This is a genomic window from Rhizobium sp. CRRU65 (genome assembly GCF_048551595.1).
Classification (GTDB): domain Bacteria; phylum Pseudomonadota; class Alphaproteobacteria; order Rhizobiales; family Rhizobiaceae; genus Rhizobium; species Rhizobium leguminosarum_J.
This window is the reverse complement of sequence record NZ_JBLYZH010000010.1, coordinates 49,160-64,084: the sequence shown is the minus strand read 5'-3', so window position 1 is coordinate 64,084 and position 14,925 is coordinate 49,160. Positions and strand designations below refer to the sequence as shown.

At 61.5% G+C, this 14,925-nt stretch carries 15 protein-coding genes; 5 read left to right on the top strand and 10 right to left on the bottom strand.

The window, feature by feature from the left end; all coding sequences use genetic code 11:
- Positions 1-3 precede the first annotated feature (3 nt).
- The 7 genes from omp10 to ACM5SV_RS20510 all read right to left on the bottom strand — a co-directional run bounded on the left by omp10 (position 4) and on the right by ACM5SV_RS20510 (position 6,597).
- A complete protein-coding gene (gene omp10 / locus ACM5SV_RS20540) occupies positions 4-372 on the bottom strand; it encodes an outer membrane lipoprotein Omp10 (protein ID WP_012758937.1) in 369 nt (122 codons plus the stop codon).
- Between the two features lie 171 nt (positions 373-543).
- Positions 544-1,995, bottom strand: coding sequence for a homospermidine synthase (locus ACM5SV_RS20535; RefSeq protein ID WP_221991341.1), 1,452 nt, complete (start codon positions 1,993-1,995; stop codon positions 544-546).
- 195 nt (positions 1,996-2,190) lie between these two features.
- On the bottom strand, positions 2,191-2,556 hold the full coding sequence (locus ACM5SV_RS20530; protein WP_012758935.1) for a DUF4440 domain-containing protein: 366 nt from the start codon (positions 2,554-2,556) through the stop codon (positions 2,191-2,193).
- Positions 2,557-2,573: 17 nt separating this feature from the next.
- On the bottom strand, positions 2,574-2,858 hold the full coding sequence (locus ACM5SV_RS20525; RefSeq protein ID WP_113548016.1) for a YciI family protein: 285 nt from the start codon (positions 2,856-2,858) through the stop codon (positions 2,574-2,576).
- 2 nt (positions 2,859-2,860) lie between these two features.
- The gene (locus ACM5SV_RS20520; protein ID WP_222014758.1) at positions 2,861-3,490 is read right to left on the bottom strand and encodes an aminotransferase class IV family protein; all 630 of its coding nucleotides are present in this window, start codon (positions 3,488-3,490) and stop codon (positions 2,861-2,863) included.
- Complete coding sequence (locus ACM5SV_RS20515; protein WP_017995148.1) at positions 3,487-4,647, bottom strand: aminodeoxychorismate synthase component I; 1,161 nt, start codon at positions 4,645-4,647, stop codon at positions 3,487-3,489. Before ACM5SV_RS20515 ends, ACM5SV_RS20520 begins: the two co-directional genes overlap by 4 nt.
- 93 nt (positions 4,648-4,740) lie before the next feature.
- Complete coding sequence (locus tag ACM5SV_RS20510; RefSeq protein WP_017995147.1) at positions 4,741-6,597, bottom strand: M3 family oligoendopeptidase; 1,857 nt, start codon at positions 6,595-6,597, stop codon at positions 4,741-4,743.
- 206 nt (positions 6,598-6,803) lie between these two features.
- On the opposite strand from ACM5SV_RS20510, the gene ACM5SV_RS20505 reads away from it, so the two are divergent.
- Both ACM5SV_RS20505 and ACM5SV_RS20500 read left to right on the top strand, forming a co-directional pair.
- Positions 6,804-8,351 carry a sigma-54-dependent transcriptional regulator gene (locus tag ACM5SV_RS20505; protein ID WP_012758931.1) on the top strand — a complete coding sequence of 516 codons (1,548 nt, stop codon included), beginning with the start codon at positions 6,804-6,806 and terminating at the stop codon, positions 8,349-8,351.
- 178 nt (positions 8,352-8,529) lie between these two features.
- Positions 8,530-10,377: a DUF882 domain-containing protein gene (locus ACM5SV_RS20500; RefSeq protein WP_419425391.1), complete on the top strand. Its 1,848-nt coding sequence runs from the start codon at positions 8,530-8,532 to the stop codon at positions 10,375-10,377.
- Positions 10,378-10,541: 164 nt separating this feature from the next.
- On the opposite strand, the gene ACM5SV_RS20495 is transcribed toward ACM5SV_RS20500, so the two are convergent.
- The 3 genes from ACM5SV_RS20495 to ACM5SV_RS20485 all read right to left on the bottom strand — a co-directional run bounded on the left by ACM5SV_RS20495 (position 10,542) and on the right by ACM5SV_RS20485 (position 12,023).
- A complete protein-coding gene (locus ACM5SV_RS20495) occupies positions 10,542-10,805 on the bottom strand; it encodes a DUF2312 domain-containing protein (protein WP_003542853.1) in 264 nt (87 codons plus the stop codon).
- A 91-nt stretch (positions 10,806-10,896) separates the two neighbouring features.
- A complete protein-coding gene (locus tag ACM5SV_RS20490; protein ID WP_003582233.1) occupies positions 10,897-11,202 on the bottom strand; it encodes a DUF1244 domain-containing protein in 306 nt (101 codons plus the stop codon).
- Between the two features lie 32 nt (positions 11,203-11,234).
- The gene (locus ACM5SV_RS20485) at positions 11,235-12,023 is read right to left on the bottom strand and encodes an N-formylglutamate amidohydrolase (RefSeq protein ID WP_003552686.1); all 789 of its coding nucleotides are present in this window, start codon (positions 12,021-12,023) and stop codon (positions 11,235-11,237) included.
- Positions 12,024-12,224: 201 nt separating this feature from the next.
- Between ACM5SV_RS20485 and ACM5SV_RS20480 the strand changes: the two genes are divergently transcribed.
- The 3 genes from ACM5SV_RS20480 (at position 12,225) to ACM5SV_RS20470 (ending at position 14,924) form a co-directional block, all read left to right on the top strand.
- On the top strand, positions 12,225-12,710 hold the full coding sequence (locus tag ACM5SV_RS20480) for a DUF1036 domain-containing protein (RefSeq protein WP_011653476.1): 486 nt from the start codon (positions 12,225-12,227) through the stop codon (positions 12,708-12,710).
- Positions 12,710-14,149 (top strand): pyruvate kinase, encoded by a 1,440-nt coding sequence (gene pyk / locus ACM5SV_RS20475; RefSeq protein ID WP_003542849.1) that lies wholly within the window; start codon positions 12,710-12,712, stop codon positions 14,147-14,149. The genes ACM5SV_RS20480 and pyk overlap by 1 nt, the downstream gene beginning before the upstream one ends.
- Before the next feature lie 139 nt (positions 14,150-14,288).
- The gene (locus ACM5SV_RS20470; protein WP_012758927.1) at positions 14,289-14,924 is read left to right on the top strand and encodes a LysE family translocator; all 636 of its coding nucleotides are present in this window, start codon (positions 14,289-14,291) and stop codon (positions 14,922-14,924) included.
- Position 14,925: the final 1 nt, after the last annotated feature.

Genomic DNA, 14,925 nt, shown 5'->3' with positions numbered 1-14,925 from the left:
CTTTCAGCCGCGGCGGGAAAGCGTGAACTGTGCGCCGGAATCGGAGGTGCAATTGAGCTGGCTCGGGTTGACGAGGGCGCAATTGACCTTGGACTGGGTCTTGCGCACCAGCGAGGTCATGTTGATCTCGACCAGGGTCGGTGAGGTATTGATATAGGTGCCCGAGGCAAGAAGCTGGTTGCTATCGGTGGTGCGGGTGGTGAAGCTACCGCCCTGGAAGGTGGAAACGATGCCGTTCGGATCGCTCCAGTTGCCTTCGACGCCAGTGGCCGCGGGCGCGGTTGCAACCGGCAAGCGACGCGGCTCTGATGAAACGCAGGCGGCAAGAGCGGCCGCTGCACCGACAAGAACGAGACCAGTTCTGATTTTCATAAGGCTTCTCCCGGCGAATCGGCGCGGCGGACAGCCGCCAAGTTCGGGCAAAACATGGCGCGCGCCCGGCGTGAAGGCAAGCCTTGGTGGGGCGGCGAGCGGCATTTAGACAGCCGGCGTTACAAAAATGCCCGCCTTGCGGCGGGCATTGTCAAAGCCGTGCAGACGATCTCAGCGAACGAGAATGTTCCTGAACTGCCACGGATCCTTGGTGTCGATATCCTCGGGGAAGAGGCCCGGGCGGCCGTCCAGCGGAGTCCAATCGGTATAGTGGCCCTCGACCGGGCCGAGATAAGGCATCTGCACTTCGAGGCAGCGCTTGTAATCGATCTCGTCGGCTTCGACGATGCCGGCATTCGGATTTTCCAGAGCCCAGACCATGCCGGCGAGGACGGCGGAGGTTACCTGCAGGCCGGTGGCGTTCTGGTAGGGCGCGATGCGGCGGGTTTCTTCCAGTGACAGGCGCGAGCCATACCAGTAGGCATTCCTCTCGTGGCCGTAGAGCAGGACGCCGAGTTCGTCGATGCCATCTTCTAATTCGTCCTCGTCGAGAACGTGATGGACCGGCTGCGGCGTACCGCCATTGCCGAACATCTCGTGCAGCGAGAGCACGGCGTCGTTGGCCGGATGGTAGGCATAGTGGCAGGTCGGGCGGAAGGTCACTTCGCCGTCCTTGTCGCGGACCGTGAAAAAGTCGGCGATCGAGATCGACTCGTTGTGGGTGACGAGGAAGCCATATTGCGGGCCGGGCGTCGGGCACCAGGTGCGCACGCGGGTGTTGGCGCCCGGCTGCTCCAGGTAGATCGCCGCCCTGTTGCCCTTCTTGTGCTTCTTGGCGTTTTTCGGCATCCACTCTTCATGCGTGCCCCAGCCGAGTTCAGCCGGCTGCAGGCCTTCAGAGATGAAGCCTTCGACAGACCAGGTGTTCCAGAAGACGTTGAGCGGCTTCGGATGCTTGGTGCGCTGGGTGTCGCGCTCGGCGATGTGAATGCCCTTGACGCCGACCTTCTTCATCAGCTTTGCCCAGCCTTCGCGATCATGCTGGTCCGGCTCCTCGAACTTGAGGCCGATGTCGTTGGCGAGGTTGACGAGCGCCTGCTTGACGAACCAGGAGACCATGCCCGGATTGGCGCCGCAGGTGGAGACGGCGGTGGCGCCGCCCGGGTTCTTCGCCTTTTCCTTGCGCATGGTTTCGCGCAGCGCATAGTTGGTGCGGTCGGCATTGCTCATGCCCTTGTCGAAATAGAAGCCGAGCCAGGGCTCGACGACGGTGTCGACATAGGGAACGTCGAGTTTACGGCAGAGCTTGATGATGTCGAGCGAGGAGGTGTCGACCGAGAGGTTGACGCAGAAACCCTGACCTTCGCCTTCCGTCAGCAGCGGCTTCAGCAGTTCCTTGTAATTGTCCTTGGTGACATATTCCTTGATATGGCGAACGCCGTGCTTCTTCAGGATCTCCATGTCGGAGGGCTCTTCACGAGGGTCGATGACGACCATCCGGCTCTTGTCGAATTTGAAATGGCGCTCGATCAGGGGCAGGGTGCCGCGGCCAATGGAGCCAAAGCCGATCATTACGATCGGACCGGTAATTTCGGCATATACCGGATAATTCTGTTCCGTCATTCTTTTCTCCTGTGGAAGGCGACGAAGGCGTTCAGCCCGAAGAATTGTTTTGAAATTGCCGCAGAGAGTGCGAGGTGACCGGCTCTAACCATAAAACGACGTCACAATAAAGAGCATTGACGGGGAAAGGCCAAATATCGAGCGGCGATAGGGCCGGCGAGGCTGCCCTGGGATCGGCAGCCCGCATCGATTGGCTTAACCAATGACGGTGCCCTGGTGGAAGAGCATGCGCCAGTGCCCCTCCTCTTCCAGTCGCCAGATGGAACTGCGCAGCGTCCGCCTTTTGCTTCCGTCGGTGTCTGTGTAAATGGCGCGGTAGGTGACGAGCGCGATGTGCTCCGCAAGTCTTTGGGTTTCGAAATGCTCGCCGCGGGACGTTCCCGTCCGTTGCTCGGCCAAAAGACTGGGCACAATGACGTCGAAGGTATAGAGCCGTCCGGAACTGCCGATTTCACGGAAATCGCGCGAGAGCAGCGTAGTCAGCATCTCCCGCGAGGCGCGAACCGATGGCTCGAAGAGTTTTTCCTCGAGCTCTTTCAGATGGGCGGCGAGATCATTCATGATCGGCTCCTGTCAATTCAGCGCTTCAGGGTTTCCAGCCCTTCGACCGCGGTCGTTACGGCAAGCTCGGTGATGTCGTATTCGGCGACGCCGTGGATGGTGAAGGGATCGGCGGCGACATAGGTCTCGATCGCAGCGCGATCGCCGATTGCGAGGATCACGCCGCCGGTGCGCGGCACCTTGCGGCCGGAAGCGAGGAACCAGCCCTTGGCATAACCCTCCTTCACCCAGGCCATGTGCGGTTCCATGTGCCTGTCGGCTTCATCGTTGGGTTTCACATAGGTGAGCGAGAGAATGAACATGGTCAGCTCCTGATGAGGTTTGCGCGGATCAGGCCGCGCAGCGAATTGCCGATATAGAGCGTGCCGGCATTGAGATCGGCAGGCGTGATGCGGCCGACGCGGGCCTTGCGGTTGCAGATCAATTCGGTGCGCAGCACACCGGCGAGCAGGCCGCAGGAGATCGGCGGAGTGCGCAGAACGCCGGTTCCGTCGTCCAGGAAGATCGAGGTGATGGTGCCATCGCAGACTTCGCCGCGCTCGTTCAAAAGGATAACTTCATCGGCCTCGGCTGGCGTGTATTCGGCGCGTGCGGTCTCGTAGACGGCACGGCGCGTGGTCTTGACGCGCAGCAACCTGTCGGCGGAATTCAGGCGGGTCTCGGCGAGGCGGACGGTCCAGACCGTGTCCGGTGCGAGCGGAACAAAGGCGGCGCTCGTTACCTCGATGTGGCCTTGCGCGTCGAAGGTCAGGCGGACGCGTAGCGGACCGGCAGCAGCCGCAACGGCTTCGTCGAGCTTGGCCGCCGCCTCGATCGGCTTCGGGAAGCCAAGCCGACGGGCGGAGCGGGAAAGCCGGGCGAGATGCAGCCGCAGGCGGATGAAGCCCTCGCCGGGCTGCCAGCGCAGCGTCTCGATCAGCGAAAAATCGATCATCGCGCAATCCATTGGTCGCCGACAGCGAAGCGGGCCTTGAGCAGGCATTCCTCATATTCGGCCTCGGCGGTCGAATCGAAGACGATGCCGCCGCCGACATTGAAGACGGCCCTGCCGCCCTGAAAAAGCGTGATGGTGCGGATGGCGACGGAAAAACGCATGGCGCCGGTGGGCGAGATCATGCCGATCGCGCCGCAATAGGCGTCGCGCGGGACATCCTCGAGCGCATGGAGGATTTCCATTGCCCGCATCTTCGGCGCGCCGGTGATCGAACCGCAGGGAAAGAGCGCGGAGAAGATGTCGCGGATCGAAAGATCGGGGCGGAGCCTTGCCTGGACATGGCTGACCATCTGGTGGACGGTCGGATAGGTCTCGATGTCGAAGAGCTTCGGGACGTCGAGCGTGCCGACCTCGGTAATGCGGGAGATATCGTTGCGCAGGAGATCGACGATCATGCGGTTTTCCGCCTGCGTCTTGATATCGCGGCGCATGGCCTCGATGATTTCGGCATCCTCGGCGGCGGTAGCGCCGCGTTTTGCCGTGCCCTTCATCGGATGGGTCTCGATCCAGCCCTCTTCATCGGTGCGGAAGAAAAGTTCGGGCGACCGCGAAAGGATGATCGGGCCGCCGAGATCGACCAGCGCGCCGTATTTGACCGGCTGGCGTTCGATCAGCGACCAGAAGGCGGCACGGGAATCGCCGCTCCAGCGGGCCTCGATCGGCATGGTGAGGTTTGCCTGATAGGCGTCGCCGAGCCGCAGGTGCTGGTGGAGACGGTCGAAGCGCTCTTTATATATAGGGAAATCCCAGGCAGCTTTCGGAGCGGTGAGGAATTCCTCGTTTTCGAGGCGCTGTTTTGGCTGGGCAAGCGGATGCGTATCGGCCTGCGGAGCGTCGAACACGCCGAAACAGATGAGCGGGGTCTCGCGATGCTCCCCGGCGAAGGAGGCGAGTTTTTCCTCGAAGAGGTATCCGGCCTCATAGGCCATGTAGCCGGCAAGCCATTTGCCTGCGGCCTTGGCCTGCTCCATCCGGGCAAGGCCTGCAAAGAACTCGGCGCGCGTCCTGGCAACGATGATCTCCGCCGGTTCGGCAAAGAGCATCACCTGTCCGGTCACGTCGTCGCGGAAGAGAATAGTGGGTCGGGTTTCGGCCATCGGCGGCGTCTTTTCTTGGAGCGCGATCCCTCGTCCGCCTGCCGGCGCCTCTTCCCGTTTGCGGGAAGAGGTTTGGCGTGGGGACAGGGCTGATCAGGCCGCTCTATCTAACGCTTCCAACTCGTCGATCAGCCCTTCGATCATCGACAGGCCCTGGCTCCAGAACGACGGATCGGTGGCGTCGAGGCCGAACGGTTTCAGCAGTTCGGAGTGGTGCTTGGTGCCGCCGGCCCTCAGCAGTTCGAAATACTTCTCCTGAAAGCCCTTCTCGGCTTTCTGGTAGACGGCATAGAGCGAATTTACCAGGCAATCGCCAAAGGCATAGGCGTAGACATAGAAGGGCGAGTGGATGAAATGGGGGATATAGGCCCAATAGGTCTCGTACCCTTCAGAAATGCTGATCGCCGGCCCGAGGCTTTCCGACTGGACGGAGAGCCAGAGTTCGCCGATGTCGTCAGCTGTGAGTTCGCCAGCTTTACGAGCGGTGTGGAGCTTGCGCTCGAATTCGTAGAAGGCGATCTGGCGCACGACCGTGTTGATCATATCCTCGACCTTCTGGGCGAGCATCGCCTTGCGCTCGCGCGTATCGGTGGTCTTTTGCAGAAGCGCGCGGAAGGTCAGCATCTCGCCGAAGACGGAAGCGGTTTCGGCAAGCGTCAGCGGCGTCTGGCACATCAGCGCTCCCTGCGCGCCGGCGAGAACCTGATGCACGCCGTGCCCGAGTTCATGGGCAAGCGTCATTACATCGCGCGGCTTGCCCATATAATTGACGAGCACATAGGGATGGGCCGAGGGAACCGTCGGATGCGCGAAGGCGCCGGGCGCCTTGCCGGCACGAACCGGAGCATCGATCCACTGTTCGTCGAAGAACCGCCTGGCGATATCAGCCATCTCGGGGGAAAAATTGCCATAGGCCGATAGCACGGTGTCCTTCGCCTCCGGCCACGAGATGATGGCGCTGGAGGTTTCTGGAAGCGGCGCGTTGCGGTCCCAGAAATTCATCTGCTCCATGCCAAGCCATTTCGCCTTCATCTTGTAATAGCGATGCGAAAGGCGGGGATAGGCTTCGCGGACGGCTGCGGCCAGCGCATCGACGACCTCGCGCTCGACGCGGTTTGCCAGGTGTCGGCTGTCGGCGATGTCCTCGAAGCCGCGCCAGCGGTCGGCGATCTCCTTATCCTTGGCAAGCGTGTTGGTGATCAGCGTAAAGGTGCGGATATTCGCCTTGAAGGTTTCGGCGAGCGCCATGGCTGCCTTGCGGCGCACTTCCGGATCCTTTTCCTGCAGCTTGTTCAGCGCCACTTCGAGCGGCACTTTCTCGCCATCGATCTCGTAGCGAAGTTCCGCCATGGTTTCGTCGAAGAGGCGGTTGAAGGCTGCGGCTGATGTCATCGACTTCTCAAGGAAGAGCTGTTCCAGCCTATCGTCGAGCTGGTAGGGCTTGTCCTTCCTGAGGTCGAGCAGCCAAGGGCGATAATGTCCGGCGGCGGGATCATTCGCCATGCAGGCGTCGATCACCGCGTCGTCGATGCGGTTGAGTTCCAGCGCGAAGAACAGGAGATGACCGGAAAATTCGGTGATCTTGGCCTGTACGTCGCCGTAGAGCTTGCCGTTTGTCGGGTTGGTGGTATCGGAGAAATAAGTGAGGCCGGCAAAGGAGCCGAGGCGGCCGATGATGTCGTCCAGCGCCTCATATTCCTTCAGGGCCGCGCCGATGCCCTCGGCGCCGGTCTTCGCCGTCGCCTCCGTGAGTGTGCCCTTCCACTTTTCTTCAAAGGCGATCGCGGCCTTGCCGGCTTTTTCCATGTCGGCGACGAAGGCGGTGGAGGTGGCGGAGGGATAAAGATCCTGCAGCTTCCAGACCGGCAGAACGCCGAGCGCCGGATCGGCGGCCCCAGCTGGCGCTGCTGCCGATAGAAGAAGGCCGGCGTGCGGGAGCTTGATTTTCATGGGCGCATTCCTCTCCACATTCATAACAGACTGCTTGTCTAAGCGCGCTAAGGCCCGGCATCAAGGGGCTTTCGGCGCATGAAAGGCCTCGCTTCGGCACGAAATCGACCCGTTGCAATCGTTAAAATGCAATTATTTCTCAAAACTGGATGTTCAAGCCTTGCTGTCAGAGTGCGCTTTATGGTTTCGCATGAAGTGAGGCGACAATGACCGGTTACAATGAGCTCAAGGGAGCAGGGCAAATCCTCGTGGTCGAGGACGACCCCGTGCAGCGCCGCCTGCTCAAGAACGCAATCGAGCGTCACGGCCATGTCGTGCACCAGGCGGAAAATGGCCGTATCGGCCTGGAAATGGTCAAACGCGACAGCGGCCTTTTCAACGTCATCGTGCTCGACCTGATGATGCCGGAGATGACCGGCCTCGAATTCCTCGATGCGCTTCACGAATTCGGCACGCAGATCCCTGTCATCGTGCAGACGGGGCAGGGCGGCATCGAAACGGTGGTGCAGGCCATGCGCGCCGGCGCCTTCGATTTCGTCGTCAAGCCGGTCTCGCCCGAACGCATCGCCACTTCGATCTCGAACGCGATGAAGCTCGACCAGCGCGAAGTCAAGGCGCGCGCCGGACGCCGGTCGCGCTCAGGTTCGGTTGGCTTCGACGATATCGTCTCGGCAAGCCCGGCGATGCTCCGCGTCATCGATCTCGCCCAGCGGGCGGCTCAGTCCAACATTCCCGTCGTGCTCGAAGGCGAATCCGGCGTCGGCAAGGAGCTGGTGGCGCGCGCCATCCAATCCGGCGGCGACCGCTCGAACAAGCCCTTCGTCACCGTCAATTGCGGGGCGATCCCGCATAATCTGGTCGAGAGCATTCTCTTCGGTCACGAGAAGGGCGCGTTTACCGGCGCGACCGAGCGCCACATCGGCAAATTCATGGAAGCCGACGGCGGCACCATCTTCCTTGACGAGATCGGCGACCTGCCGCTCGAAGTGCAGGTGAAACTCTTGCGCGCCGTCCAGCAGGGCGAGATTGAGACCGTCGGTGCGCGCACCGCGCACAAGGTCAATGTCCGGCTGATCTCGGCGACCAACAAGGATCTGATCGAGGAGGTCAAGAACGGCCATTTCCGCGAGGATCTCTACTATCGCCTCAACGTCTTCCCGATCACCATTCCGGCGTTGCGCAAACGCAAGGAAGATATTCCGCATCTGGTGCGCGTCTTTGCCGACCGCTTCTCCAGCGAGCAGAAGAACGGCCGCCGCATGACGGTGAATGCCGGCACGCTGGCTTTGCTGACGGCCTATGACTGGCCGGGCAATATCCGCCAGCTCGAAAACGCGATCTTCCGCGCAGTCGTCCTGGCCGAAGGGCCGGAGCTGACCGAGGCTGATTTCCCGCAGATCGCCGCCCAGCTTCCGGAATATGACGTGGTGGATCACCTGGCCCTCGTTGCCGACAATACCGGCCTCGATCCCGACAACGGCTATGGCGAGGACTTCAGGGCGTCGATGTCGGGGGAGGTACACCACCACCGCCTGTCCGAGGCCTCGGAAAACGCGATTGCCAGCGTCAATCCTGCCGGAGACGTGCGCAAACTTGCCGATGTCGAGGAGGAACTCATCCGATTCGCACTCAAATTCTATCGCGGGCAGATGAGTCAAGTAGCGCGCAAGCTCGGTATCGGCCGATCCACACTTTATCGCAAGCTCAAGGACTACGGCATAGACCCTGACAATCCCCAGAAAGATGCGGCTTAAGCGCTTTTCATTAAGGTTAAGGCAACCACGTTTTGTTACTAGTCATAAACCACTTGTTAGTGGCGCGTTCACTATGTAAAGAAAAGGTTGATCATGTGTGGCATTTTTGCCATCGTGTGACCGCATTTGACAGTCATCTGAGACAGTACGGGACATTGTCTGTCTGACGGGGATCGAGTTGCCGAATCTGAATGGGAATTCCAAGCCTTCGCGCTTGAGCTGGCGTTTGTTGTGCGCCGACATTTGCGGAAAGGCAATAAGGACGGTAGCGGCCGCCCTTCTTGCGCTCGCGGTTTCCTCACCGGTATTCGTTGGTACGCCTTCGCAGGCAGCGGGCGACACCCGCAGCCTCAAGCTCTATTTCATTCATACCGGCGAAAAAGCCGTCATCACCTATAAGCGTAACGGCAAGTTCGACCCCAAGGGTCTAGAGCAGCTGAACCGCTTCCTGCGCGACTGGCGCAAGAACCAGCCGACGAAGATGGACCCGCGCCTGTTCGACCTGATCTGGGAAGTCTATCGCCAGAGCGGTTCGAGGGACTACATCAACGTTGTCTGCGGTTTCCGTTCGCCAGGAACCAACGAGCTGCTGCGCGGCCGCTCGCGCAATTCCGGCGTCGCCGAAAAGAGCCAGCATATGCTTGGCAAGGCGATGGACTTCTTCATTCCCGACGTCAAGCTGGCGACGTTGCGCGGCATCGGCATGAAGATGCAGGTCGGCGGCGTCGGCTTCTATCCGAAATCGGGCTCGCCCTTCGTGCATATGGATGTCGGTGGCGTTCGCGCCTGGCCGCGCATGAGCCGCGACGAGCTTGTCCGGCTCTTCCCGAACGGTAATACCATCCATATTCCGGCCGATGGCAAGCCGCTACCGGGCTACCAGCAGGCGATGGCCGACTATAAGCGCCGCGCCAGCGGCACGCAGATCCAGATCGCCAGCGCTTCCGAATCGGCGCCAAAGCACAAGACGTTGTTTGCCGCGCTCTTTGGCGGCGGAGCGGACGAGCAAGAAGACGAGTCGGATGATTCCACCCCTGTTGCCGTCGCCAAGGCGACGCCGCCGAAGGCCGAGCCTGCTCCCGCCGAGCCGCAACAGACCGAAGTCGCCGATCTGAACGCGCCGGTGCCGCAGGTTCGCCCCGCATTCAGCAACCAGCCGGCGGCCAGCGAAGTGGCGAGTGCACTCGTCGCGCCGCCTTCGGGTAATGCCGCACAGCAGGCTCTTGCGGCGGCCCTTCCGGCCGATCAGGCCCAGCCGCAGCAGTTCGCCGATCTCAGCGCCTACAGCATTCCGGTTCCCTCGCTTCTCGGCCAGCGCCGCGCGCCTGGCGACGCCGAGGTTGCAGCGACCGATCCCGTGCTGACGGGTGCGAATGCGCTGCCGGTTCCGACGCCGATCGAACGCCCTTCCGTTGCCGAGAACCTTCTTGCCGCGGCCGATGCCGATCCGGAAGCAGAGGCCGACGAAGCCGATCAGGACGCGCTGTCTCCTGCCGTTGCCGATGCGCTCGACCAGCAGCGGAACGAGGGGGAAAGCCAGATCGCGTCGAAGGCTCCGCCGCAGACGGTCGAGCAGGCGATCAACGCCGCGATGACGCAAAAGACGCCTGCCGCAACAAAGCCGCCGCTCGAACTCGCGGCATTGGCGCCGATGACCAAATCGGCAAGCTTTGGCGACGGCTTCGACGAACCGGCTGTCGAAAGCGCCGTGGCGCAGGGGCTTCCCGCCAAGGGTGGTCGCCCGACGCATAAGGAAGCCGCGGCAGCGGATGCCAGCCGCACGACGGTGCGCACCGAGCCGAAGCTGACGGAAAAGATGATCTCGCAGTGGGCGCTCACCAATGCGCGCCTCGAAATGGCCTCCAAGCTGGTCAAGGCGCCGCGGTTCGTCAGCCAGACGATGCGCGCCCAGCCGACCGCCGTCTATGCCGAGGGCTTCAACATCAAGACCGCTTCGGTCGACCCGGCCCGCTTCAGCGGCACGGCTGTGAACTTCATGGAAGTGCGCAAGTTCAACACGAACTGAACCTGCCAATCGAGGAAATGTCGAAAACCGCCGGAGGGAGCGATCCGGCGGTTTTTCTTTTTTATTTCGATCCGGCAAGCTGGCTGTTTAGGCAGTTGTTTTCACCGCAAAAGAAAAGCCGCCGGGAGGCCGGCGGCTTGTCGACATCGGTAATGCCGGAAGGATCAGCCTTCCGGCGGCGACTCGATCATGCCGAGCGCGAGCAGGTAGGTGTCGAGGATTGCTTCCTCTTCCATGCGTTCCTGCTCGTCCTTCTTGCGCAGCGCCACGACCTTCTTCAGGATCTTGGTATCGAAGCCCATTCCCTTGGCTTCGCCATAGACGTCCTTGATGTCGTCGGCGATGGTCTTCTTTTCTTCTTCCAGCCGTTCAATGCGCTCGATGAAAGCGCGAAGCTGATCGCGGGCGACGCCATGAGCATCAGACATCGTGTTCTCCTGGTTTTTTGGTGATCAATTTTGGATGCCAGTGACTGCCGCGAAGCGGCGTCACGGTCAAGCCTGTTCGCGGCCAGCCAAGCTATTTGTGTGGGTTGTTCAGTTCAAAAGCAGCCTTTTGCACAGGCGAGGCCTCGTTCTGGTGAAGATTCTTCCAATCCTCATAGGGCATGCCATAGACCATTTCGCGCGATTCGTCCCTGGTAACCGGGACACCTTCGGCCTCCGCGGCTTCGCGATACCAGTTCGACAGGCAGTTGCGGCAGAAGCCGGCCAGATTCATCAGGTCGATGTTCTGAACGTCGCTGCGTTCGCGAAGATGTGCGACGAGGCGGCGGAAGGCGGCAGCTTCGAATTCGGTCTGTTGTTCCTTGCTGAGCGCGGTCATCTCGCTTCCTTTCGTTAAATGAGGCCATTCGTTCAATAAGGGCCGGTGCGCGACAGATGAACGTCGTATCCGTGCAAGGCGGGATCGGCATTCATCGCCGCAAAGATCGGTGCCAGGCGTTCGGCCCATGCGGATATGCCGGTCTCGTCTCCGATCAGATCCTGGCGCACCTCGAGCAGCGCATGCGGAATGCCTGTGATCATGCAATGGCGGTACATGGTATCGCCCTTCAGCGCGCCGTCATAGGGTTCGTTGTCGCCGACGGCGAGATCGGGGTCGGCGCGCAGCATGTCGAGCAGCGGGCCGACGGCGCGATGGTCGCTGTCCCAGAGCACGGCGGCGTGCCAGGGACGGGGAATGCCTTTCCAGGCCGGCGTGAAGGAATGCAGCGACAGCACCAGCGGCGCTCTGCCGGTGGCATTCGCCACGCTGTCGATCGTTGCGGCCACAGCGTCGTGATAGGGGCGATGGAAGGTTTCGATGCGGTAGTCCCATTCCTGCGGCGTGATCGGATGATTGCCCGATATGACGGCGCCGTCGGAGATCTTCATGATCAGCGTCGGATCGTCTTCGCCGCGGTTCGGATCGATCAGCAGGCGCGAAAAGCCGCCGAGCACGGCGGGAACGCCGAGTTTCGCCGAGAGCTGCCGCGTCAGGCCCTCGATGCCGATGTCATAGGCGATGTGGCGGGCGAAAGCTGCGTCGGGCAGTCCGAGCCTGCCATATCGCGCTGGAAGGCGGTTCATCGCGTGATCTGCGAGGATCACCATGCCTTTGTCATGTTTGCCGGATAGGATTTCGAAGGATTGGAAGTCGTCCATCAGGGAATTGCCGTTTGTCATTGCGCCGTCGGGCGCAGTGATCGCATGCACCTGCGGCAGGTTCAAGCGCGGCAGGGTGGGGAGAGGTTGAGTCGGACCCTCGACGGTGGTTATGAAAGGAAATATAATCGATTAGCATTGCGTTGACTTTCGCTTGACGGCGGCGCAAGAAGACACGGATACGAATAACCGTGGAGCTATTTGGGAGCCGTGTTGATCCAAGCCGCGCCAAGTTTCCTCACGCGGTCCGGACCGCTGGTCCGTCTCGCTCTGTTCGCTCTTGCAGCCGCCATGCCGTTTTTCATCGCAGATGCCGCACGCGCCGATTTTCGCGTCTGCAATGGAACACAAAATCTCGTCGGCGTCGCGATCGGATACCGGGCCAAGGATGGCTGGGTGACGGAGGGCTGGTGGCAGGTGCCGGCAACGACCTGCGCTACGCTGATCGAGGGAGAATTGCAGTCGCGTTATTATTACCTCTACGCAGAGGACGCCGCCCGGGGAGGACGATGGACGGGTGACGTGCAGATGTGCGTGGCGGAAAATGAATTCAAGATCTCGGGTGTGCAGGATTGTTATGCCCGCGGTTACCAGAAGATGGGATTCAAGGAATATGATACGGGCCGCCAGGGTAGCTGGATGGTTCAACTCTCCGACACCCCAGGGACGCAAGAAAGCCAGAATTGATGAAGCGTAATCGCAAAGTTAAAATCCTCGCCACCCTCGGGCCAGCCTCCTCCGAGGAATCGATGATCGAGAAGCTGCACCAGGCTGGTGCCGATGTCTTCCGCATCAACATGAGCCATGCGAGCCACGACATGATGCGTATGCTCATCCAGCGCATCCGCTCGGTCGAGGCGCGCTCCGGCCGGCCGATCGGCATTCTCGCCGACCTGCAGGGACCGAAACTGCGTGTCGGCAAGTTCGTCGACGGCAAGGTGGATCTGAAGCCCGGCCAGACCTTCACGCTCGACAACAACGAAGCCCTCGGCGACCAGAACCGCGTCTATCTGCCGCACCCCGAGATCCTAGAGTCGGTACAGCCCGGCCACCGCCTACTGATCGATGACGGCAAGCTCGCCCTGCGCGCAGAAAAATGCGACGGCAAGAGCATCGTCACGACTGTTATTTCGGGCACGCGCATCTCCGACCGCAAGGGCGTCAGCCTTCCCGACACGCTGCTCGGCGTCGGCGCGCTGACGGACAAGGACCGCGCCGATCTCGACGCAGTGCTTGCCACCGACGATGTCGACTGGGTGGCGCTTTCCTTCGTCCAGCGTCCCGACGACCTTGCCGAAGTGCGCAAGATCGCCCGCGGCCGCGTCGGCCTGATGTCGAAGATCGAAAAGCCGCAAGCTCTTGAGCGCATCGAGGAAATCATCGAGCTTTCCGATGCATTGATGGTCGCGCGCGGTGATCTCGGCGTCGAAATGCCGCTCGAATCGGTTCCTGGCATCCAGAAGCAGCTGATCCGTGCCTGCCGCCGTTCGGGCAAGCCGGTGGTCGTTGCCACGCAGATGCTGGAATCGATGATTTCAGCGCCGGTGCCGACACGCGCCGAAGTTTCCGACGTCGCGACCGCCGTTTTTGAAGGTGCGGATGCCGTCATGCTCTCGGCCGAATCGGCCTCGGGCGACTATCCCGTCGAAGCTGTGACGACGATGGCGTCGATTGCCACCGCCATCGAGCGCGAGCCGCATTATCCCGGCATCATCTATGCCCAGCGTGCCCAGCCGGAAGCGACCGGCGCCGATGCGATCTCGCTGGCCGCCCGTCAGATCGCCGAAACGCTGAAGCTGTCGGCGATCGTCTGTTACACCTCGTCGGGCACGACAGGCCTTCGTGCCTCGCGCGAGCGTCCGCAGGTGCCGATCCTGGCGCTGTCGCCGATCATCAAGACGGCGCGCCGTCTTGCCGTTGTCTGGGGCCTGCATTGCGTCGTCACCCATGACGCGACCGATCTCGACGATATGGTCAACCGCGCCTGCCGGATCGTCGCGGACGAAGGCTTCGGCAAGCCGGGCGATCGCATCATCATCTCGGCCGGTGTGCCGCTCGGCACGCCCGGCGCCACCAACATGATCCGCATCGCCTATATCGGCTCCGACGGCCAGAGCGGCGTCTGATCCAATCGCATGCCTTCGAAAGTCCGCTGCCCGAAGAGGCGGCGGGCTTTTTCGTTGACGGACTGGCATTGCCAAGCTTGGCGACGCATGCAAGTTTCGCTCCCTGGAGCTGGACATGCTCCGGGTTCGGAGGAGCATCATGGATATCGTCACGCTTCTGGCTTTTGCAGCCGTTTCTTTTGTCGGCATCGCGACGCCCGGGCCAACGGTGCTGTTGGCGCTGACCAACGGTTCTCGGCATGGCCTGCGCCGGGCAGTTGCCGGCATGATCGGCGCGGTGCTGTCCGATTTCGTGCTGATCGGCGCCGTCGCGATCGGGCTCGGTGCGCTGCTCGCTGCATCGGAATTCTGGTTCTCGATGCTGAAATGGGCGGGTGCCGCCTATCTCGCTTTTCTCGGCATCATGCTGCTGCGTTCGAAGGGCACGATCGATGCGGCTTTGAAGTCCGGAGCGCCTGCGGGCGCGACTTCGCCCTTCTCGATCGGGCTGAAGAGCTTCATGGTCGCGGCGACCAATCCGAAGGGCTACCTGTTCTTCTCGGCCTTCCTGCCGCAGTTCATCGACCCGACCCTGCCGCAGGCAACGCAATACACGTTGCTCGCGCTGGTCTTTGCCGCGCTCGATTTCCTCATCATGTTCGGCTACGCCTTCTTCGGTTCGCAGGCCGTGCGTTTCCTCAAAACCTCCAGCGCCATGTGGCTGGAGCGGGCCTGCGGTGGCGCGCTGCTGGCGCTTGCCGGCTCGCTTGCATTCTATCGCCGGGCAACCGCTTGAG

Bases quoted from the DNA above. Each gene is read 5' to 3' on its own strand.
- omp10 (WP_012758937.1), bottom strand. From the start codon at position 372: ATGAAAATCAGAACTGGTCTCGTTCTTGTCGGTGCAGCGGCCGCTCTT.
- ACM5SV_RS20535 (WP_221991341.1), bottom strand. From the start codon at position 1,995: ATGACGGAACAGAATTATCCGGTATATGCCGAAATTACCGGTCCGATC.
- ACM5SV_RS20530 (WP_012758935.1), bottom strand. From the start codon at position 2,556: ATGAATGATCTCGCCGCCCATCTGAAAGAGCTCGAGGAAAAACTCTTC.
- ACM5SV_RS20525 (WP_113548016.1), bottom strand. From the start codon at position 2,858: ATGTTCATTCTCTCGCTCACCTATGTGAAACCCAACGATGAAGCCGAC.
- ACM5SV_RS20520 (WP_222014758.1), bottom strand. From the start codon at position 3,490: ATGATCGATTTTTCGCTGATCGAGACGCTGCGCTGGCAGCCCGGCGAG.
- ACM5SV_RS20515 (WP_017995148.1), bottom strand. From the start codon at position 4,647: ATGGCCGAAACCCGACCCACTATTCTCTTCCGCGACGACGTGACCGGA.
- ACM5SV_RS20510 (WP_017995147.1), bottom strand. From the start codon at position 6,597: ATGAAAATCAAGCTCCCGCACGCCGGCCTTCTTCTATCGGCAGCAGCG.
- ACM5SV_RS20505 (WP_012758931.1), top strand. From the start codon at position 6,804: ATGACCGGTTACAATGAGCTCAAGGGAGCAGGGCAAATCCTCGTGGTC.
- ACM5SV_RS20495 (WP_003542853.1), bottom strand. From the start codon at position 10,805: ATGTCTGATGCTCATGGCGTCGCCCGCGATCAGCTTCGCGCTTTCATC.
- ACM5SV_RS20490 (WP_003582233.1), bottom strand. From the start codon at position 11,202: ATGACCGCGCTCAGCAAGGAACAACAGACCGAATTCGAAGCTGCCGCC.
- ACM5SV_RS20485 (WP_003552686.1), bottom strand. From the start codon at position 12,023: ATGGACGACTTCCAATCCTTCGAAATCCTATCCGGCAAACATGACAAA.
- pyk (WP_003542849.1), top strand. From the start codon at position 12,710: ATGAAGCGTAATCGCAAAGTTAAAATCCTCGCCACCCTCGGGCCAGCC.
- ACM5SV_RS20470 (WP_012758927.1), top strand. From the start codon at position 14,289: ATGGATATCGTCACGCTTCTGGCTTTTGCAGCCGTTTCTTTTGTCGGC.